This window comes from Chachezhania antarctica, assembly GCF_003646465.1.
GTDB lineage: Bacteria > Pseudomonadota > Alphaproteobacteria > Rhodobacterales > Rhodobacteraceae > Chachezhania > Chachezhania antarctica.
Genome location: NZ_QZEX01000002.1, coordinates 100,499 through 120,879 on the forward strand (window position 1 = coordinate 100,499; position 20,381 = coordinate 120,879).

Annotated in this window: 17 protein-coding genes; 11 read left to right on the forward strand and 6 right to left on the reverse strand. The window is 64.1% G+C overall.

Features of this window, described 5'->3' with window-relative positions; translation table 11 throughout:
* Positions 1–302: 302 nt before the first annotated feature.
* The 3 genes from D4754_RS04305 to D4754_RS04315 form a co-directional block, all read right to left on the reverse strand.
* On the reverse strand, positions 303–1,202 hold the full coding sequence (locus D4754_RS04305) for a lysophospholipid acyltransferase family protein (protein ID WP_121061701.1): 900 nt from the start codon (positions 1,200–1,202) through the stop codon (positions 303–305).
* Positions 1,203–1,436: 234 nt separating this feature from the next.
* A complete protein-coding gene (locus tag D4754_RS04310) occupies positions 1,437–1,643 on the reverse strand; it encodes a cold-shock protein (RefSeq protein WP_121061702.1) in 207 nt (68 codons plus the stop codon).
* Positions 1,644–1,822: 179 nt separating this feature from the next.
* The gene (locus tag D4754_RS04315; RefSeq protein WP_121061703.1) at positions 1,823–5,242 is read right to left on the reverse strand and encodes an indolepyruvate ferredoxin oxidoreductase family protein; all 3,420 of its coding nucleotides are present in this window, start codon (positions 5,240–5,242) and stop codon (positions 1,823–1,825) included.
* Positions 5,243–5,435: 193 nt separating this feature from the next.
* Here D4754_RS04315 and D4754_RS04320 point away from each other — a divergent pair, with 193 nt between their 5' ends.
* From D4754_RS04320 to grxD, 7 genes are all read left to right on the forward strand, one after another.
* On the forward strand, positions 5,436–6,341 hold the full coding sequence (locus D4754_RS04320; protein WP_121062216.1) for a LysR family transcriptional regulator: 906 nt from the start codon (positions 5,436–5,438) through the stop codon (positions 6,339–6,341).
* Between the two features lie 604 nt (positions 6,342–6,945).
* Positions 6,946–9,165 (forward strand): mechanosensitive ion channel family protein, encoded by a 2,220-nt coding sequence (locus D4754_RS04325; protein ID WP_240453750.1) that lies wholly within the window; start codon positions 6,946–6,948, stop codon positions 9,163–9,165.
* Between the two features lie 350 nt (positions 9,166–9,515).
* Positions 9,516–11,687, forward strand: a complete 2,172-nt coding sequence (purL, locus tag D4754_RS04330) for a phosphoribosylformylglycinamidine synthase subunit PurL (protein ID WP_121061705.1) — start codon at positions 9,516–9,518, stop codon at positions 11,685–11,687.
* Between the two features lie 196 nt (positions 11,688–11,883).
* On the forward strand, positions 11,884–12,126 hold the full coding sequence (locus tag D4754_RS04335; protein WP_121061706.1) for a BolA/IbaG family iron-sulfur metabolism protein: 243 nt from the start codon (positions 11,884–11,886) through the stop codon (positions 12,124–12,126).
* Complete coding sequence (locus tag D4754_RS23835; RefSeq protein ID WP_163025773.1) at positions 12,123–12,296, forward strand: hypothetical protein; 174 nt, start codon at positions 12,123–12,125, stop codon at positions 12,294–12,296. The genes D4754_RS04335 and D4754_RS23835 overlap by 4 nt, the downstream gene beginning before the upstream one ends.
* A gap of 144 nt (positions 12,297–12,440) precedes the next feature.
* Positions 12,441–12,674, forward strand: a complete 234-nt coding sequence (locus tag D4754_RS04340; RefSeq protein ID WP_121061707.1) for a hypothetical protein — start codon at positions 12,441–12,443, stop codon at positions 12,672–12,674.
* Positions 12,675–12,770: 96 nt separating this feature from the next.
* Complete coding sequence (gene grxD, locus D4754_RS04345; protein ID WP_121061708.1) at positions 12,771–13,133, forward strand: Grx4 family monothiol glutaredoxin; 363 nt, start codon at positions 12,771–12,773, stop codon at positions 13,131–13,133.
* Between the two features lie 48 nt (positions 13,134–13,181).
* Here the strand turns inward: grxD and D4754_RS04350 are convergent, their stop codons facing one another.
* Entirely contained in the window at positions 13,182–13,586 is a 405-nt protein-coding gene (locus D4754_RS04350) for a cell division protein ZapA (RefSeq protein WP_121061709.1), read from the reverse strand.
* Entirely contained in the window at positions 13,586–14,167 is a 582-nt protein-coding gene (locus D4754_RS04355) for a coiled-coil domain-containing protein (protein WP_205589580.1), read from the reverse strand. Before D4754_RS04355 ends, D4754_RS04350 begins: the two co-directional genes overlap by 1 nt.
* A 332-nt stretch (positions 14,168–14,499) precedes the next feature.
* On the opposite strand from D4754_RS04355, the gene tkt reads away from it, so the two are divergent.
* Positions 14,500–16,518, forward strand: a complete 2,019-nt coding sequence (tkt, locus tag D4754_RS04360) for a transketolase (protein ID WP_121061710.1) — start codon at positions 14,500–14,502, stop codon at positions 16,516–16,518.
* 56 nt (positions 16,519–16,574) lie between these two features.
* Here tkt and D4754_RS04365 read toward each other — a convergent pair whose 3' ends face one another.
* The gene (locus D4754_RS04365; RefSeq protein WP_121061711.1) at positions 16,575–17,549 is read right to left on the reverse strand and encodes a DUF808 domain-containing protein; all 975 of its coding nucleotides are present in this window, start codon (positions 17,547–17,549) and stop codon (positions 16,575–16,577) included.
* 252 nt (positions 17,550–17,801) lie between these two features.
* Here D4754_RS04365 and gap point away from each other — a divergent pair, with 252 nt between their 5' ends.
* From gap to D4754_RS04375, 3 genes are all read left to right on the forward strand, one after another.
* Entirely contained in the window at positions 17,802–18,806 is a 1,005-nt protein-coding gene (gene gap, locus D4754_RS04370; RefSeq protein WP_121061712.1) for a type I glyceraldehyde-3-phosphate dehydrogenase, read from the forward strand.
* A 71-nt stretch (positions 18,807–18,877) separates the two neighbouring features.
* Entirely contained in the window at positions 18,878–19,021 is a 144-nt protein-coding gene (locus tag D4754_RS23840) for a hypothetical protein (protein ID WP_163025774.1), read from the forward strand.
* 158 nt (positions 19,022–19,179) lie between these two features.
* Entirely contained in the window at positions 19,180–20,226 is a 1,047-nt protein-coding gene (locus D4754_RS04375) for a glycosyltransferase family 2 protein (RefSeq protein ID WP_121061713.1), read from the forward strand.
* Positions 20,227–20,381: the final 155 nt, after the last annotated feature.

Here is a 20,381-nt window from a genome sequence, read left to right on the forward strand (position 1 = left end):
ACAATGGTTTGCCCCAACGAAAGGCTCGCGCCCGGCCCGAGGGTGGGCTGTGACGCATAGACCGCGGACGGGTATGCGAACGACTTCCAAGCCTCTCATAACGCTTCATTCATTCATTCGCGCCCGCCCTGGGAGCGGGTCGGGCGCGAACCGGACCGCTGCGCGCTCCGGACGGATCATGATTACATAGGGTTGTCTTCATACTTGTAGGGTGTGTGCTCTGCACGCACCGGAACCCGGCACCGGGCCTGCCAAGATGCGTGGGGACCACGCACCCTACGGGCAGATCCGGCGTGATTTCATCAATAGACCCGCGGCTCGCCCGGTTTCTTGTAGCGGGTTTCGAACTCGAACCCGATCTCGCCCGCCTTTGTCGGTTTCGGCGACAGGTTGTAGGTGGCCGTCCGCAGGAAATCCATCATCGCCTTGGAATCCCGCGCCAGCGGGTCCAGCACATCCCGCCCGATCGGATCGCCGATCACCACGCGGACAGGCGTGTCCACGCGGCTCCGGAATTCCTTGATCAGGAGCCCCATGCGCAGCGTGTTGTGCAGGTGACTGGCCACCTGGAACAGGCGCGAGGTATGGCCTTCGAAGAAGATCGGCACCACCGTCGCGTTCGATTTCGCCACCATCCGCGCGGTGAACCCCCGCCAGCCGGGATCCAGCGGCCGCGAGAACGGGCGCGCGGCCGTCGACACCGTTCCGCCCGGGAAGATGCCGATGGCCCCGCCCTGGGCCAGGTAATCCAGTGCCACCTTCCGGGTCTCGATATTGCCCTTCACCGCGTCTTTCGTTTCGTCGAAGGAAATCGGCAGGATGATCCGGTTCAGATCGTCGGCCTTGCGAAAGATCCGGTGGGCCAGAATGCGGAAATCGCCACGGGTGGCGGACAGGATATGGCCCATCATCAGCCCGTCGAGGATGCCGTAAGGGTGGTTCGCAATCAGGATCAGCGGGCCTTCGCGCGGGATCTTGTCCAGCGTGCCGCCCAGCGTCTCCAAAGTCAGACCATAGCGTTCGACCATGACCTGCCAGAACGTCCGGCCGCCGGCCACTTCGGTTTCGTACCCGTCGGCGCGCTTGATCAGGCGAATGCGACCCGTGGTGTTTTCCATCAGCCGGATCATGGCCCGACCGCCCTTGGTTTCCGCCGAATGGGCGTACGAGATGTCGCGTGCGATATGGCGTTGCGATGTCATGGAAAACCTAAATCAGCTACGGTCGCTACTTAAAGCCGGCCCGCCCTTTTGCAAAGTGACGATGACGGGAATATGACACTGCGCGACGGCGCGCGCGCAAAAGATCGGCATCCGGACACGAAAAAACCGGCAGACGCTGGTCTGCCGGTTCCGTCGCCCGAGGCAGGCCCTAAGACCTGTCAGGCTAAATCACTGTGGTTACCAGGCAGTTAATACCGCCTGGAACCCCAAGGCTTACGCCAGCGCCAGGTTCGACGCCGACTCGCGGCCATCGCGGCCTTTTTCCAGGTCGAAGGTCACGGCCTGGCCGTCCTTCAGCGTGGTCAGACCAGCGCGTTCCACGGCCGAGATGTGAACGAAAACGTCGCGCGAACCTTGCTCGGGTTCAATGAAGCCGAAGCCTTTGGTGGGGTTGAACCACTTCACGGTGCCATTTGCCATCTGAGACAATTCCTTAGTTATGTGTCGCCCACAGTATGCGGCGACCCGGCAGCTGAAACGTCGATAGGCTGGCCGGATAGGAACAGGTCTCGAAAGTCAGTTTGCACCGCCCGTATGACACGGACGGTCCCCTGTTGGCAAATGAATTCTAAGGGGCACTCCCCTTCCACACGAAAAGATTACTCGGCCGCCTTCGCCAGATCGGACCCGCCGGAGCGGAAGGCCGCAAGCAATTCTTCCCGTCTTTTCGCGGCCTTGGCCTCGTTCGCGACCTTGATCGGGCCGTAGCCGCGGATGTCGAGCGGGAGCGCGGCCAACGCCACGGCAATCTCGCGGTTCGCGTCGGTGACCTTGGGCAGGATGTCGGCCATGTCGGCTTCGTACTGCTTGATCAGCGCGCGTTCCATCTTGCGCTCGGACGCGTAGCCGAACGGGTCGAGCGGCGTACCGCGCAGCTTCTTCATCGACGCCAAGACCCGGAACATCGGCATCAGCTTTTCCGAGAACTTCCGCTTCTTGGGCCGCCCGTCTGAGTCACTGCCGGGCAAGGTCGGGGGTGCGAGGTGGAATTCCATCGAGAAATCGCCCTCGAACTGCTCGGCCGCCTTGTCGCGGCTTTCCAGCAACATGCGGGCGACCTCGTATTCGTCCTTGTAGGCCAGCAGCTTGTGATAGCCCTTGGCGACGGCTTCCTTCAGCTCCGGGTGTTCGACACTGTCGACCAGCTTGCGGTAGCGCTTGGCCAGCCCCTTGCCCTGATAGGTGATAAGCTTCTGTTCGCGCAACGAAATCTTGTCTTCCAGCGACGCGGGCAACTGCACCACGTTGGGCTTCGACAACGATTTGGCTTCGTCCGGGTGAACCATGGCCCAGCGGCCGATCTCGAACGCGCGCTTATTGCGGTCGACGGCGGCGCCGTTCAGTTCGATGGCGTTCAGGATCGCTTCGTGGCTGATCGGGATCAGACCCTGCTGCCAGGCCGCGCCGAACAGCATCATGTTCGAATAGATGGAATCCCCCATCGTCGCCCCGGCCAGTTCCGAGGCATCGAACAATTGCAGGTTTTCCCGCAGGCGGGCTTCCAGCTGCACGGTCAGACGGTCGGTCGGCAGCGCGAATTCGGTGTCGCGGGTGAAATCGCCGGTGATGATCTCGTGGCTGTTGATCACCGCGCCGGTGCGGCCCGTGCGCGTCAGGCCAAGGGTCTTGGCCCCGGCAGACACCACCAGATCGCCGCCGATCAGCGCGTCCGCTTCGCCCGTCGCGACGCGTACCGCGCTGATATCATCCGGTTTTTCCGCCAGACGGCAATGGATATGCACCGCGCCGCCCTTCTGGGCGAGGCCTGCCATCTCCATCATCGCGGCCCCCTTGCCATCCAGCTGCGCGGCCTGCGCCAGAACGGCACCGATGGTCACGACGCCGGTCCCGCCGACACCGGTGATGATGACGTTGAAGGTGCCGTTTATCCCCGGCAGCGTGGGCTGGGGCAGGTCCGGCAGGTCGATCTCGGCCGTTGCGGCCTTCTTCGGCGTGGCGCCATGCACAGTCACGAAAGACGGGCAGAAGCCCTTGAGGCACGAAAAGTCCTTGTTGCACGAGGACTGGTCGATCGCCCGCTTGCGGCCCAGTTCGGTTTCCACCGGCACGACCGACACGCAGTTCGACTGCACGCCGCAATCGCCGCAGCCTTCGCAGATATCGGTGTTGATGAAGACCCGCTGATCGGGATCGGGGAACGTCCCCCGTTTCCGACGCCGCCGCTTTTCGGCGGCACAGGTCTGGATATAGAGGATCACCGACACGCCTTCGACCTTGGTCATCGACTTTTGCACGTCCATCAGGTCGGCGCGTTCGCGGATCTTGATATCTTCGGGGAAGGCATCGAAATCGACATCTTCCTTCTCGTCATAGACCACGGTCAGATGCTTGACGCCCGCCGCGGTCACTTCAGCGGCGATCCGGTCGGCGGTCAGCCCGCCTTCGTTGCCCTGCCCGCCCGTCATGGCGACGGCATCGTTGAACAGGATCTTGTAGGTGATGTTCGTCCCCGCCGCCAAGGCCGCGCGGATCGCCTGGATGCCCGAGTGGTTGTACGTCCCGTCGCCCAGGTTCTGGAACACGTGTGGGGTTTTCGAAAACGGCGCCTCGCCGATCCAGTTCGCCCCTTCGGCGCCCATATGGGTATAGCCCAGCGTCTCGCGGTCCATCCACTGCGCCATGTAGTGACAGCCGATCCCGGCATAGGCGCGGCTGCCTTCGGGCAGCTTTGTCGACGTGTTGTGCGGACAACCCGAACAGAAATAGGGCAGCCGTGTCGCGATCTCCTCGGCATTGTCGGCCCGGCGCGCGTCTTCCAGCGAGGCCAGCCCCGCGCGCAGGCCTTCGGTGTCGCGGCCTTCTTCCTTCAGGATACCGCCCAGTTTTTCGGCAATCCAGATCGGATCCAGCGCATAGCGTGTCGGGAACAGCTCTTCCCGGTGCATCCCGCCGGCCCCGCCCTTGTACCAGCCGTACACGCGGCGGCCGCGACGGTCGTCAAAGATCGCTTCCTTGATCTGCACCTCGATCAGCTTGCGCTTTTCTTCCACCACCACGATCAGGTCGAGCCCTTCGGCCCAGTCGTGGAAGCTCTGCATGTCCAGCGGGAAGGTCTGCCCGATCTTGTAGAGCGTGATGCCAAGGCGCTCCGCCTCGTTCTCGTCGATGTTCAGCAGGCTCATGGCGTGCAGCAGGTCGAGCCAGTTCTTGCCCGCCGCCACGAAGCCGATCTTGGCCCCGGGCTTGCCCCACATGCGCTTGTCCATGCCGTTGGCGCGGGAATACGCCTCGGCCGCGAAGCGCTTGTAGTCGATCATGCGCGCTTCCTGATCGACGGGAGAATCGACCAGCCGAATGTTCAGGCCGCCCTCGGGCATCTCCATCTCTGGTGTCTGCAGCTTCATCCGGAACGGATCGCCATCCACCACGGCGGTGGATTCGATCGTGTCCTTCATCGTCTTCAGCCCGACCCACAGACCGGAATATCGCGACAGGCCAATACCATAGAGGCCGTAATCAAGAATTTCCTGAACGCCGGCGGGGCTGACGATCGGCATGTAGGCATCCAGTAGCGCCCATTCCGACTGGTGCAGCACGGTGGAGCTTTCGCCGGTATGGTCATCGCCCATCGCGGCCAGAACGCCGCCCAAGGGCGAGGTGCCGGCCATGTTGGCGTGCTTGAACGCATCGCCCGACCGGTCGATGCCCGGCCCCTTCCCGTACCACAGCCCGAAGACCCCATCGAAACGGCCCTCACCGCGCAGTTCCGCCTGCTGCGAGCCCCAAAGGGCCGTCGCGGCGAGATCTTCGTTCAAGCCATACTGAAACGTGACGTCGCTTTCCGCCAGTTGCTTGGCAGCCCGCGTCATCTGCATGTCAACGGCGCCCAGCGGCGATCCGCGGTAGCCCGTGACAAGCCCTGCAGTGTTGTGCCCGGCTGCGCGGTCGCGGGCTTTCTGAGTAATCATCAGCCGGACCAGCGCCTGGGTGCCATTCAGCAGCACCGGGCTTTTCTCGATATCGAACCGGTCGTTCAGCGAAATCTTTTGAGTACTCATCGGTCACCTCCCCATGTCGGTACAGTGTCGGATGTCTTCCTGTCCGCTTAGCATGGCACGATAGGTCAAAGAAGTTGACCTGTCGAGGCGCGATAAACGGACGCGGTTGTTACAAGTTCCGCTCAACTGTTGCTTGCCGGTGAACTATCACACCTATTATGTAAGACGACCGCCGCAGATCGAAAGTGCAAAGATGGATTGGGACAAGCTCAGAATTTTCCACGCGGTCGCGGATGCGGGCAGCCTGACCCATGCGGGTGAGCGTCTCAACCTGTCGCAATCGGCGGTCAGTCGCCAGATCCGCGCGCTGGAGGAGGGTTTGAACGCCACGCTCTTCCACCGGCATGCCCGCGGGCTGATCCTGACGGAGCAGGGCGAGCTGCTGTTCGACGCCACGAAATCCATGTCCCGCAGGCTCGATACCGCATGGGCGCGAATCCGTGACAGCGCGGATGAAGTCTTCGGCGAATTGCGGGTGACGACGACGACGGGCTTCGGCACGCTGTGGCTCGCCCCGCGTCTGGGGAAGTTCTACGAGCTGTACCCGGACATGAAGGTCGACCTCATGCTGGAGGAACGCGTGATGGACCTGCCCATGCGCGAGGCCGACGTGGCCATCCGCATGAAGGAGCCCAGCCAGGCCGACCTTGTCCGCAAGCGCCTGATGGTGGTGCAGATGCGGGTCTATGCCTCGCCTTCGTACCTTGAAAAGCACGGCACGCCGGAAGAGCTCGACGATATCGAACATCACCGCCTGATCTGCCAGAATCCCGCCACCCCGCAGGTGAGCGCGGGCGCCGCGATGATCCAGCACGTGCTGACCTACAATCCGCATTCGCTGCTGACGGTGAACAATTATTTCGGCGTGCTGCAGGCGGTGCTGAACGATCTGGGGATCGGCGTGCTGCCCGATTACCTGATCGAGGACTTCCCCCACCTTGTCCGCGTTTTCCCGCAGATCGAGTCGGCCGAGGTGCCCGTCTACCTCGCCTACCCCGAGGAGCTGCGCCAGTCCCAGCGCATCGCCGCCTTCCGTGAGTTCGTGCAGGACGAGATCATCCAGCACCGCAAGCAGCTGCGCCAGATGGGCCAGATCTGAGCCGTAACACTCGACAGGTCGCGGGGGTCGGCGCGCGGGAACCACGCGCCCAAAGGCCAAGGTTCCCCCGACGGTGATCAGATTCCGACGCCCAGTAGGGTGCGTGGTCCCCACGCACCGCAACGCATCACCGGCAAATGGTCATCGTTCCCGATGCAATTCCTGCCCGCCGAAACGCGCATGCCGAGCGACCACGGCGATACCCGAAGCGAGCCATGCGCGAGGCGCATATCTGGATTGCCAAACTGCCCGCGAATTACGCTTGAAATGGGGGGTCTTGCCGCATAAATCGGCTCTCGAAGGTGGTCGGGATCCCCGCCCTTCTTCATACCTCCCTGTTGGACTTCGGCCGAGCTTAGTGCTCGGCCTTTTTTTTGGCCGAACGCCTTCCCGTATCCTGTGGCCCGGAAAATGCAGTCGCCAACTGTTCCGGGGCTCGGGGATGTTCCGGCTGGCGTGCGCAGATGTGGCCGGGTAACGATATTTTCATCATCCGGGAAACGGATGACCCTTGTTCACATCCAGCAACCGGGAGCCACTCACCATGTTGCGCGCGCTGATTTTATGTTTTGGCATTGTTTTTGCCGTCCTCGCCTCCACCACCATGAGCCATGCGCAGTTGGGCGCGGCCTCGCTCGCGCCGGGTGGCGCCGGCTCCGATGTCGCTGCACCGGCCGCCGACACACCGCTCAGCAAGGAAGCCGTCGATGCGATGGTTGCCCGGATGTCGGACGACGAAGTCCGGTCCATGCTGCTGGAACGGCTCGATGCCGTCGCGGCCGCCGACGCCGAAACGGCACCGCCCCTGACCTTCTTCCAGAAGGTCAATCTTGTCGTTCAGGCCTTCATCACACCGATCGTGGCCGCGCTGACGGGCTTCGGCACGCTGATTGCGATGGAACGCGGTGTGCTGGCGCAGATGCACGCCCAGCTTGGCCCCGTGGGCATCTGGACGATGCTTGGGATGACCGCGATCTCGCTGGCCATCGGCTTCGCGGCCGAGCTTGGCGCCCGCAAGCTCATGGAGAGATGGCAGGGCAATGTCGCCCCGCCCGCCGGCGATACGCTTCGGGATTCGATCCTGTACCTGGCCCGCCGTCTTTTCCGGCAGCTCTTCGGGCTGATCGTGTTCTTCGTCGTGGCCCGGACCGTTTCTGTCTACCTGCACAGCAAGGTCGGCCTTGAAATCGCGCATCCGTTCCTTCTGTACATGATCATGGTCCCGCGCCTGAGCGCCACGCTGACCCGTTTCGTGTTCGCCCCGAAATTTCCCGAGCTGCGGCTCGTCAACTGCTCGGACCGCTGGGCCAAGTTCCTGCAGCGCAACCTGACCATCCTGATGGGGCTCATGGGGCTGACGCTGTTCATCCCGGCCGTGAACGCGGCATTCGGCGCCCACGGCGGCGACGGCATTTCGCTGAGCTACTGGATGAACCTCGCCGTTCAGCTTTACCTTGTCTTCATCGCCTGGACCGCCCGCGAAGGTCTGAGCGACATCATCCGCGGCACCGATCCCGACCGGACCGCCTTCGACGAGAAGATGGCCATCGCCTATCCCTACTGGATCATCGGCGTCGACATCTTCATCTGGGTCGTGACCACGCTGGCCTTCGGCTTCGGCGCGCTTGACCTGCTGGCCGCCGGCGCGACCTATGTCACGCTGTTCTGGCTGGTGATCCTGCCGGCACTGGATACCGTGATCCGCGGTGTCGTCCAACACATGGTACCGCCGATGACGGGCCATGGTATCGTGGCCCAAAAGGCCTACCGCGCGTCCAAGCTGGCCTATATCCGCATCGGTCGCACGATCATGGTCATCCTCGTGCTGATGATCATCACCGGCACGTGGGATATGCAGCTGATCTCGTTCTCGGGCGGTGTCGGGCCTGTCGCGCATTTCGTCAACTTCCTGCTGACGGCGGCCGTGGGCTTCATCGTGTACGAGGCGGTGTCGCTTTACATCAACCGTCTGCTGGCACGTGAGCAGACCGATTCCGTGACGCTGGAAGAAGGCGGCGAGAACCCGGATGCACACGCTGGCGCGGGCGGCGAAGGCGGCGGTCAGGGCACCTCGCGTCTGGCCACGGTGCTGCCGCTGATGCGCGTTATCGCGCAGGCCGGCATCATCGTGCTGTTCGCGCTTCTGGCCATCGGCAACCTGGGCATCGACATCACGCCGCTTCTGGCCGGTGCCGGTATCCTTGGTCTGGCCATCGGTTTCGGGGCGCAGAAACTGGTCTCCGACATCGTCGGCGGCATCTTCTTCCTGATCGACGACGCGTTCCGGATCGGCGAATACATCGTCGTGGGCTCCACCATGGGCACGGTCGAAAAGATCTCTATCCGGTCCATGCAGCTGCGCCACCACCGGGGTATCCTCCAGACGCTGCCCTTCGGCGACATTTCCGAAGTGTCCAACATGAGCCGCGACTGGGTGATCATGAAGCTGAAGTTCACCGTTCCCTTCGGCACCGATCCCAACAAGATCAAGAAGCTCTTCAAGCAGATCGGCAAGGAGCTTCAGGAAGATCCCGTCGCGTCCGAAGGGCTTATCGACACGTTCAAGAGCCAGGGCGTCTTCGACTTCGACGATGTCGGCATGATCATCCGCGGCAAGTTCACCGCGAAACCGGGGACCCAGTTCACGATCCGCAAGGAAGTGTACAACAAGGTCATCAAGGCGTTCGAGGAGAACGGGATCGAGTTCGCCCGCCGTCAGGTCCATGTCGCCCTGCCGGAAGGCTACGAGGCCGACACCGACAAGGAAACGATCATCCAGGCCGCAGCCGCCGAATCCGCGCGCCAGGCGTCCGAGGACAAGTAACGCTTGGCTGTGGCCGGCGCCCCGCGCGGGGGCCGGGCCAGCTGCAAGACACACGCACGCCCCGACCGGTTTTCCCGTCGGGGCGTGTTTGTATTTGGGCGGCCACCTGGAACGGTGCGTGGAAACCACGCACCCTACGCCCGGTCCGACCCGATGCGGTTTGCGGCCGTCCCTGTTTATTGAAAATGCACCGCTTGCTGTATCCGTAGGGTGCGTGGTCCCCACGCACCATCCTAACCGGCGCAGAACTGCGGACTTCTCGGCACGGCCGCCCGGGAACACGTCCCCGCCCCCTTCCCCCGGTTGCGGCCCTGTCGTAAAGAGAGCCGCACTTGTCTTGGGGGACATTCATGCAGGAACCGGCCATCACCGACGATCTGATCGCAAGCCATGGGCTGAAGCCCGACGAATATCAACGGATCCTCGACATCATCGGCCGTCCGCCCTCGTTCACCGAACTGGGTATCTTCTCGGCGATGTGGAACGAACATTGTTCCTACAAGTCGTCCAAGAAATGGCTGCGCACCCTGCCCACCACGGGCAAGCAGGTGATTTGCGGACCCGGTGAAAATGCGGGCGTGGTCGATATCGGCGACGGTCAGGCCGTCGTCTTCAAGATGGAAAGCCACAACCACCCTTCGTATATCGAGCCCTACCAGGGTGCGGCGACGGGCGTGGGCGGCATCCTGCGCGACGTGTTCACCATGGGCGCGAGGCCCATTGCGGCGATGAACTCTCTTTCCTTCGGGCGGCCGGATCATCCGAAAACGCCGTCTCTGGTGGCGGGCGTCGTGGCGGGCGTGGGCGGCTACGGCAACTCCTTCGGCGTGCCCACCATCGGGGGCGAGGTCCGGTTCCACGCGGCCTATGACGGCAACTGCCTTGTGAACGCCTTCGCTGCCGGGTTGGCGGATGCCGACAAGATCTTCTATTCCGCCGCGTCCGGAGTGGGCATGCCGGTCGTCTACCTTGGCGCCAAGACGGGCCGCGACGGTGTCGGCGGTGCGACGATGGCATCGGCCGAATTCGACGAGACGATCGAGGAAAAGCGCCCCACCGTTCAGGTCGGCGACCCCTTCACTGAAAAACGCCTGATGGAGGCCTGCCAGGAGCTGATGCGCACTGGCGCCGTGATCTCGATCCAGGACATGGGGGCCGCGGGCCTGACCTGTTCCGCGGTCGAGATGGGCGACAAGGGCGATCTGGGCATCCGGCTGGATCTTGATCTGGTGCCCGTCCGCGAAGAGGCGATGACGGCCTACGAAATGATGCTCTCGGAAAGCCAGGAGCGTATGCTGATGGTGCTGAGGCCCGAGAAGGAGGCCGAGGCCAAGGCCGTCTTCGACAAGTGGGACCTGGACTTCGCGATCGTGGGCGAAACCATTGCCGAGGACCGGTTCCTTGTCATGCATGGCGGCGACGTGAAGGCCGATCTGCCGCTCAAGGCGCTGTCGGGCACGGCGCCCGAATACGACCGTCCGTGGGTCGAAACACCCCAGGCCGAGCCGCTGGCCGACGTGCCGGGCATCGACGGGATCGACGGGCTGAAGGCGCTGATCGCGACGCCGAACTATGCGTCGAAGGCCTGGGTCTACGAACAATACGACAGCACGGTGATGGCGGATTCGGTCCGCACGCCCGGCCAGGGCTCGGGCGTCGTGCGAGTGCACGGCACGACCAAGGCGCTGGCCTTCACGTCGGACGTGACCCCCCGCTATGTCCGCGCCAACCCGGAAATGGGCGGCGCACAGGCGGTGGCCGAAGCATGGCGGAACCTTTGCTCCGTCGGCGCCCTGCCGCTCGCCACGACCGACAACATGAACTTCGGCAATCCGGAAAAGCCCGAGATCATGGGCCAGTTCGTGGGCGCCATCAAGGGCATCACGGCCGCCTGCACGGCGCTGAACATGCCGATCGTGTCGGGCAACGTGTCGCTTTACAACGAAACCGACGGGGTGCCGATCCTGCCCACGCCGACCATCGGCGCGGTGGGCCTGATCCCCAACGCGGACGAGGTCATCGGCTTCACGCCCCGCGAAGGCAACATGGCGCTCCTGATCGGCGACACCGAAGGCCATCTGGGCCAGTCGGCCCTTCTGGCCGAGGTCTTCAACCGCGAAGACGGCGACGCGCCCCATGTCGATCTGGAGGCCGAGAAGCGCAACGGCGATTTCATCCGCGACAACGCGGCCTTCATCGTGGCGTGTACCGACCTGTCCGATGGCGGGCTGGCGCTGGCCGCGTTCGAAATGGCGCAGGCGGCCGGCATCGGCGTGCAGCTCGACAGCGCCGACACCGCGTTCCTTTTCGGCGAAGACCAGGCGCGCTACCTCGTCACAACCGATTTCGACGCGGCCGAGGCGCTGATGATCAACGCTTCGCGGGCCGGCGTGCCGATCCACTCGGTGGGCCGGTTCGGCGGCGACACCGTGCGTTTCGGCAGCAGCGAGGCGCCGCTGGCCGAGCTGTCCGCGACCTATCGCACCGCCTTTGCCGAGGCCGTCAGCCTGGCGCACCGCTGATCCGACCCAGCCGGCGCGCCGCGATCGGCAAGGAGGATCCCGCGCCAGCGGGATCCGACGGGGGCTGGGCGGGCGGGCCGACCGCGGCGCGCCGGCGGTGCCTCACGGGCACTCCCCGAAAATGGCAGACCGCCCTTGGCTTGCACGGGCCGGGCTGGCATCATATCTCTCGGTGGAACAAAACGGAGCAGACATCATGGCCATGCAAGCCCATGAAATAGAAAACCTGATCCGCGCCAGCTTTCCGCAGGCGAAAATCACCATCACCGATATGGCAGGCGACGGGAATCATTACGCCGCCGAAGTCGTCGACGAAAGCTTTCGCGGCCAGAACCGCGTGCAGCAGCAGCGCGCGGTGATGAAGGCCCTGCAGGGCAAGATGGACGGATCCCATGGCGAGCTTCACGCGCTGGCGCTGACCACGCGGGTCCCTGAATGACCCAGGCGATCCATATCATCGGTGTCGTCCTGCTGCTGGCCGTGTTCGGCGCGGTTGCCGAAGGCTACTTCCGTCGCGCCCGGTCGTCCCGCGCCCCCTTCGGGCCGGAATACGACCGGAACGATCCCTCCGCGCCGATCCGTCCGGAAGACGTCTCCGAACGCGCATGACGGCGGATGCCCGGGCCGCGCCCTGACCGGGACCGGGATCCGGAAAACAATTTTCAGAACGCTGCGTCACAACCAGAAGGGTCTTGTGACAACGTCGGCGCCACCTAAGTTATCGGTACACCCCCAGAAAAAAGGTTTGCCGCCATGACAGATGGCCCCGCCCTCGCCTTCCAGTCGATGACCGGAGGGGAATCGCATTACATCGTGATCCTGCTTCTCCTGCCCTTCGCCGCGATCTTCCTGCGCGCCGCGTGGCTGGAACTGCGCCGCTGGTATCTTTTCGGCCCGGCCGGGAACAACCGCGCCCGGTTTCCGATCGATGCCTCCGCGCCCGGCTATGATCTTCCGCCCGTGGCTGTTGCGGCACGATCCGAATAGGCCGCATGGTTGCCCCGGGGCTGAAGGCGTCTTATGTGTTCGGGTGAAATTCCCGACACGCCGCAAGCGCAACCCAGTACCGAGGATGCAACAAAAATGACCGACACCAAGACCCGGATCGACGAGACCGTCAAATCCAACGACGTGGTGCTTTTCATGAAGGGCACCAAATCCATGCCCCAGTGCGGCTTTTCTTCACGCGTTGCAGGTGTTCTGAACTACATGGGCGTCGAATTCGCCGACGTGAACGTGCTCGCCGACGAAGAGATCCGTCAGGGCATCAAGGACTTCTCCGACTGGCCGACGATCCCCCAGCTTTACGTTAAGGGTGAATTCGTGGGCGGCTGCGACATCATCACCGAGATGACGCTGTCGGGCGAGCTCGACACATTGTTTGAGGAAAGCGGCGTGTCCTACGACAAGGACGCCGCCGAAAAGATCCGCGAAGCCAACGCGTGATGCTTGCGGGAAGGCGCTGACCGGCGCCTTCCGACATTGCTGTCCGGATCAGGACTTTTCGGCTTCGATCCGCGCTTCCAGGCGACCGGCCAGCTTCTCGGCCTCGTCTGCCATTGCCGCCAGCCCCTTGACCGCCTCTTCCGGGACCACCGGCACCTCGACCTTCACAGGCTCGGGCGGCGGGGCGGATTTCAGCTTTTCCAGTTCCGCGTCGCGGGCCGCAAGCTGCGCCTCGACATCCTTGATCCGGTCCTCGACCGCGGCCGTCTTGTCGGCCAGCAGCAACCCCGCCATCAGCAGCATCCGCGCCTCGGGCATCCGCCCGATCTGGTCCGACAGCACCTGCGCCTCGTCGTCCAGCATCTTGGCGGCGGATCTCAGGAAGGGCTCTTCGCCCGGCTGACAGGCCACGTCGAAGCCACGGCCACCGATCTCGATCGTGATTTCCGGCATCAGTTCATCCCTCCCGAGGTCAGCGGCTGCACGTTGGACCCATCGGTCGTGCCGGGCTCCGATGCCTCTGTTGCCTCGCCTTTCGCCTCCAGCAGCGGTTCCAGCCGCGCCAGCAGGGCGCCGGCCTCGGCCATGTCGGCGGCGCGGGTTGCACGCAGCAGTTCCAGTTCGGCCAGCATCGCGCGGTTGATCAGGTTCGCCACCTCGGGCGCGCCGCCTTCCGTTTCGCGCAGCGCGGTGCTGGCGGTCAGCAATTGCTCCCCCGCCATGCGCAGCCGCTGCATGTCCATGTCGAGTTTCGCCATCGCCTCGGACTGCGCGGCAAGCTCGGCCTGCAGGCGTTCGACCTCGGCCGTGCGGTCCAGTTCGGCCCGCAGCGTCTCGATGTCCTCGCCGTGCTTCGTCTTCAGGCTCTCCAGTCGCTCTTCCAGCTGCGTGTTGGCAAGCCTTTCCTCGTCCAACGCCTTTTCCAGCGCCTTCATCGGCCCCTCGCCGCTGGTCGCGTCCATCGTATCGAGCCCCTGGCCGATACGGTTCAGCGCCGCCGTCAGACGGCCCTGCAAGTCCTCGATCTGGCTCATGCCCGTTCCACCTTCCCGAGCGTCGTGTCTGCTCTCAACCCCAGTTGCGGCCGGTTTCCTCCGGCCTGCCCGAAACGAAGGGCGAATCGTTGCCCCCGTCCGGTCCACCTACTCTACCGAATGCTGTGAAAAAATGCCTCCCCTTTGGTTTCAAGCACTTGGTGCATCAGGCACGTAGAAAGCGCATCGGCGGGGGCCCGCTCGCTTGAACTTTGGGGTGCGGGTGATATTGAGCGGCGGTAGCCCGGTCCCGGTCCGCAAGGTCTGCGGGACGGCTGCGACTTCGACCTGTCTGACCCGACCCGAAGGATACGAGCCCCGTGAATGCCCCCTTGGATCTGAACGCCCTGCGCACCGCCCATCCCGATCACTGGATGAAGGCCGCCGCGATCCGCACCCTGACGCTCGACGCCGTGGCCGCGGCCAATTCCGGCCACTCCGGCATGCCCATGGGCATGGCCGACGTCGCGACGGTGCTGTTCGAAAACCACCTGAAATTCGATGCGGCCGATCCGCATTGGCCCGACCGTGACCGGTTCATCCTGTCGGCGGGCCATGGCTCGATGCTGCTCTATTCGCTGCTCTATCTGACCGGCAACCCGGACATCACGCTGGAGGAAATCAGGAATTTCCGCCAGTGGGGTTCGAAGACCGCCGGTCACCCGGAGTACGGCCATGCGTCGGGCATCGAAACCACGACCGGCCCGCTGGGCCAGGGCCTGGCCAATTCGGTCGGTTTCGCGATTGCCGAGGAAGTGCAGCGCGCGCGCTTCGGGGCGAAGCTGGTCGATCACTATACCTATGTCATCGCCGGCGACGGCTGCCTGATGGAAGGCGTCAGCCAGGAGGCGATCAGCCTCGCCGGCCGCCAGGAACTGGGCAAGCTGATCGTGCTCTGGGACAACAACAACATCACCATCGACGGCACCGTCGACATGGCCTGCCGCACCGATCAGGTCGCGCGGTTCCGTGCCTCGGGCTGGGAAGTGTTCGAGATCGACGGCCATGACCCGGAAGCCATCGACGCAGCGCTGACCAAGGCCAGGAAATCGGCCATGCCCACGATGATCGCCTGCAAGACGCATATCGCCATCGGCTCGTCCGCGCAGGACACGTCGAAAGGCCACGGCGCGCTGACCGATGCACAGCTGATCGCAGACGCCAAGGCCGCCTATGGCTGGAACCACGCCGCCTTCGACATCCCGGGCGACATCAAGACCGCCTGGGAAGAGATCGGCAAGAAGGGCGCCGCCGCCCGGGCCGACTGGGAAGAACGGCTGGCCAGCGTCTCCGAACGCCGCCAGGGAGAGTTCAAGCGGATCTATGCGGGCGAACTGCCCAAGAAGGTCACCGCCACGATCCGCGCGCTGAAGAAGCAGGCCTCGGAATCCGGCCACGCGATGGCCACGCGCAAAAGCTCGGAATCCGTGCTGGAGGTCGTCAACCCAATCCTGCCGGAAACCGTCGGCGGGTCCGCCGACCTGACGGGCTCGAACAACACCAAGTCGGGCGACATGGAGATCTTCGGGCCGGAAAACCGCAAGGGCCGGTACATCCATTACGGCATCCGCGAACACGGCATGGCCGCCGCGATGAACGGCATGGCCCTGCATGGCGGCGTGCGTCCCTATGGCGGCACGTTCATGGCCTTCACCGATTATGCCCGCCCGCCGATGCGGCTGGCAGCCCTGATGAAGATCCCGACCGTGTTCGTCATGACCCATGACAGCATCGGACTGGGCGAAGACGGCCCGACCCACCAGCCGGTCGAGCATCTGGCAATTTCGCGCTCGACCCCCAACTTGCATGTCTTCCGCCCTGCCGACACCGTGGAAACGGCCGAAGCGTGGGAGCTGGCGCTGACCTCGACCGAAACGCCGGCCGTGTTGTCGCTGACGCGGCAGAACCTGCCCATCGTGCGCACCCAGCACAAGGCGAAGAACCTGTCGGCGCAAGGCGCCTACGTACTGGCCGATTCCGAGGGTAAGCGACAGGCGATCCTGATCGCGAGCGGCTCGGAAGTGTCGGTCGCCATGGCCGCGCGGGACCTGCTGCAGGCCGACGGGATCGGTTGCCGCGTCGTCTCCATGCCCTGCATGGAACTGTTCGCGGCACAGGACGAAGCCTACCGCAAGCGCGTCCTGCCCGGCGGGCCGGTGCGCGTGGGCATCGAAGCCGGCGTGCGCCAGGGCTGGGATCGCTGGCTTCTGGGCGAACGCGGCCGCGAGGCCAAGGCCGCCTTCATCGGCATGGACAGCTTCGGCGCCTCGGCCCCGGCAGAGGTCCTGTTCGAAAAGTTCGGCATCACGGCGGAAGCCACCGCCGCCGAAGTCCGCCGCCTGCTGGGCTGACGGACCAGCATCTGTCCCCAAGCCGCTTCAACCCGGCTTGGGAGACGCTTCCCCGATCACTCCGTCGGGAAATGCCCGGTCACGGCCTTCCAGATCGGCGGCACGAACCGTGTGAAGATCGGCAACAGCACGAACCCCAGCGCCAGGCCGAAGATACCGTCCATCGTCGCCTTGGCGATCCATGTCAGCGCCGGCGCCAGACCCTCGGGCCAGATGGTGCCGAACATTTCGGCCAGATGGATCACCTGGTGGTCCGGCCAGCCGAAGCCCAGCTGTTCGAACCCGTGCAGCACGATATCGCCGCCCACCCAAAGCATCGCGGCCGTGCCAACGATGGTCAGCAGCTTCAGGAAATGCGGCATGATCCTCACCACGCCGCGCCCCAGTGTGCGCGTAGCGCCCAGCCGCCCTTCGGTCGCCATGTGCAGGCCTACATCGTCTGCCTTCACGATCAGGGCCACGCTGCCATAGACCACCACCGTGATCCCCACCGCGACCACCGCCAGGATCACCGCGTCGACCCAGATGGATCCCGGATCAAGCGTCGACAGCGCGATCGTCATGATCTCGGCCGACAGGATGAAATCGGTCTTGATCGCACCCGCGACCTTCGTCTCTTCCAGCTTTGCCGGATCGACGCTCGGCTTGTCCTCGGGGAAGACGGGCTTGTGGGGCTTGTGGGAGAAGACATGGGCCACCTTCTCGGCCCCTTCGAAACACAGGTAGCACCCGCCGATCATCAACAAGGGCGGGATCGCCCACGGCGCGAAGGCCGACAGCAGCAACCCGATCGGCAACAGGAACAACAGCTTGTTCTTCAGGGACCCCTTGGAGATCTTCCAGACGATCGGCAGCTCGCGCGAGGCGGCAAACCCGTGCAGGTATTTCGGCGTCACCGCGGCGTCGTCGATCAGCGCGCCGGCGGCTTTCGAACCCGCCTTCAGCGCCTGCGCCGCGACATCGTCCACCGATGCCGCCGCCACCTTGGCGATTCCCGCCACATCGTCCAGAAGTGCCAGCAAACCGCTCATGGGGAATCTCCGCTTGTCAAATACCGGCCCTGTCCATCGCGGACCCTAGCGGATCGGCATCAAAGGGCAACCGTTAGCGCCATCTGTTCCAGGCGACTGACGCCCGCGTCAACCGGCGTCGCCGGATTTCCGCGCAGTTTGCGCTAACATACTCATAACATTCGTATTTCGCCTTTCCGCAGCGCAGCACTATCGCTATATCCATCGGCAAAAGACCCAGATCCCATCGTCCTGTCGAGGAGTGCGCCCGAAATGACCATCAATGTCGGTATCAACGGATTTGGCCGGATCGGCCGCTGCACGCTGGCCCATATCGCATCGAGCGGGCGCAACGACATCAACGTCGTCAAGGCCAACGCCACCGGCCCCATCGAAACCGCCGCCCACCTGCTGCGCTACGACAGCATCCATGGCCGCTACGCCGACGAGATCCGCGTCAGCCCCACCGGCATGGACCTTGGCCGCGGCGAGATCGAGATGTTCTCGACCTACGACCCGAAGGAGCTCGACTGGTCGGGCTGCGACGTGGTCCTGGAATGCACGGGCAAGTTCAACGATGGCGACAAGGCGAACGTGCACCTTGAACAGGGCGCCAAGTCGGTCCTGATCTCGGCGCCCGCCAAGAACGTTCAGAAGACCATCGTCTACGGCGTGAACCACAACCTGCTGACCGCGGGCGACACGATGATTTCGAACGGGTCTTGCACCACGAACTGCCTCGCCCCCCTCGCCAAGGTGCTGGACGAGGCCATCGGCATCGAATCCGGCGTGATGACGACGGTGCATTCCTATACCGGCGACCAGCCCACGCTGGACCGCCGCCACGACGATCTGTATCGCGCGCGCGCCGCGGCCATGGCGATCATCCCGACGTCGACCGGTGCTGCCAAGGCTCTGGGCGAAGTGCTGCCCAACCTCAGCGGCAAGCTCGACGGCTCCGCGCTCCGGGTACCCACGCCCAATGTCTCGGCGGTCGACCTCACCTTCTACGCCGGCAAGGACGTGACCGTGGACGACGTGAACGAAGTCGTTCGTGAAGCCGTCGCAGGCTCCATGGGCCGCGTGATGGCCTACGATCCGGAACCCAAGGTTTCGATCGACTTCAACCACACCGAACACAGCTCGATCTTTGCGCCCGACCAGACCCGCGTCGTGGGCAAGCGCATGGTGCGCGTGCTGGCATGGTACGACAACGAATGGGGCTTCTCGTGCCGCATGGCCGACGTGGCGGTGGCGATGGGCCGCCTGCACTCGTAAGCCGCGCTTGACGCGATTTCGAAACGGGGCGCCTTGTCGCCCCGTTTTTTGTGCGTAAGGTCCGGGCCAGCATGTCCCACCTTACCGCCCTGATCCTCGCCATCCTGATCACCGCCGCCGTCATCGTCGACATCGCGATCTTTCGCGACGCGCACGTGATCTTTATCGGCAAGAAGCTCTACTGGTTCATCGACTGGCTGAAATTCTGGGAATGAGCCGCCCGCCCCGCCCGTCCAGGCGCTGCAAGAACATGCCCTGCCTTTCTTCTCTTCCCAAATACTCCCGCCGGAGGCATCCGACGTCGCACCGTTGACGCCGCCCGCTCGTACGATCCGGGCTTGCAAATCCGCGCGCGGAATGGCCGTCTGCGCGCATGTCCGTGCTCGCCGTTCTCACGCTCCGCAACGAAGGCGCCTTCCTGCTCGACTGGCTGGCCCATCACCTCGCCACAGGCTTCACCCATGTGCTGGCCTTCACCAACGATTGCCAGGACGGCACCGACGCGATGCTCGACCGGTTGCAGGAGATGGGCCACGTCACTCATATCCGCAACGAAGGCCCCTACGACCGGCGCGGCATCCAGTTCACGGCGTTCAACACCGCGCACAAGCTGGAGGCGATGCGCACGGCAAAATGGGTCCTCGCCATGGACATCGACGAATTCGTCAATGTCCGCACCGGTGACGGCACCCTGACCGATCTCTGGGCCGCCCTGCCCGAGGCCACGGCCATACCGCTCACATGGCGGATCTTCGGCAATGGCGGGGTCATCGAATACGAAGACCGCCCCGTGCCCGATATCTTCACCGCCTGCGCGCCCGAGCGGCTGGGCTGGCCCTGGCGGGCGTCGATGTTCAAGACGCTGTACCTCAACGACGGGACCTATCACAAACTGGGCGTCCACCGCCCGCGCCTGCCTCGTCCGGGACGGATCGACGACGCGCGCTGGTTTGATGGATCCGGGCGCCCCCTGCCGCAGGAGTTCAAGACCAGCCGTATCTTCTCGGCCCCCGGACAGGACAATCATGCGCTGGTCCAGCTGAACCATTATCCGCTGGGCGCGATGGAAAGCTTCATCGTCAAGGCCGACCGCGGCCGGGTGAATGTCACCGCGCCACTGGGGATGGATTACTGGGTCGAACGTAATTTCGCCGCCGACACCGACACCTCGATCGCGCGTCTGGCCCCGCGCACCGCGGTCGAACGGGCGCGGCTGGGCGAAGACGCGGAGTTGTCGCGCCTCCACGCGCAGGCCGTCGCATGGCGGAAGAACCGGTTCGACGTGCTGATGCAGGACGAACATTACCGGTCTCTTTTCGGGCGGCTGATGATGACACCGCCCAGCCGGGTCTTGTCGCCACAGAACGCCGACCGGATCCTTCGCCATGCCCTGAAGGCCCGCGCAGCTCGCAGCTCCTGAGGTAGCGGCCTTGAGACCGGAAATTTCTTCGTGAAAACAGGTCAGTAATCCGGACCGATTGCTACGGTTCGCACTGTTGCAACATTGTGTGCCCTGAATTCCCTCGTCAAAGCTCTGCCAACGCACCGTGGCCCTCACCCGGCCATGATGCCGCT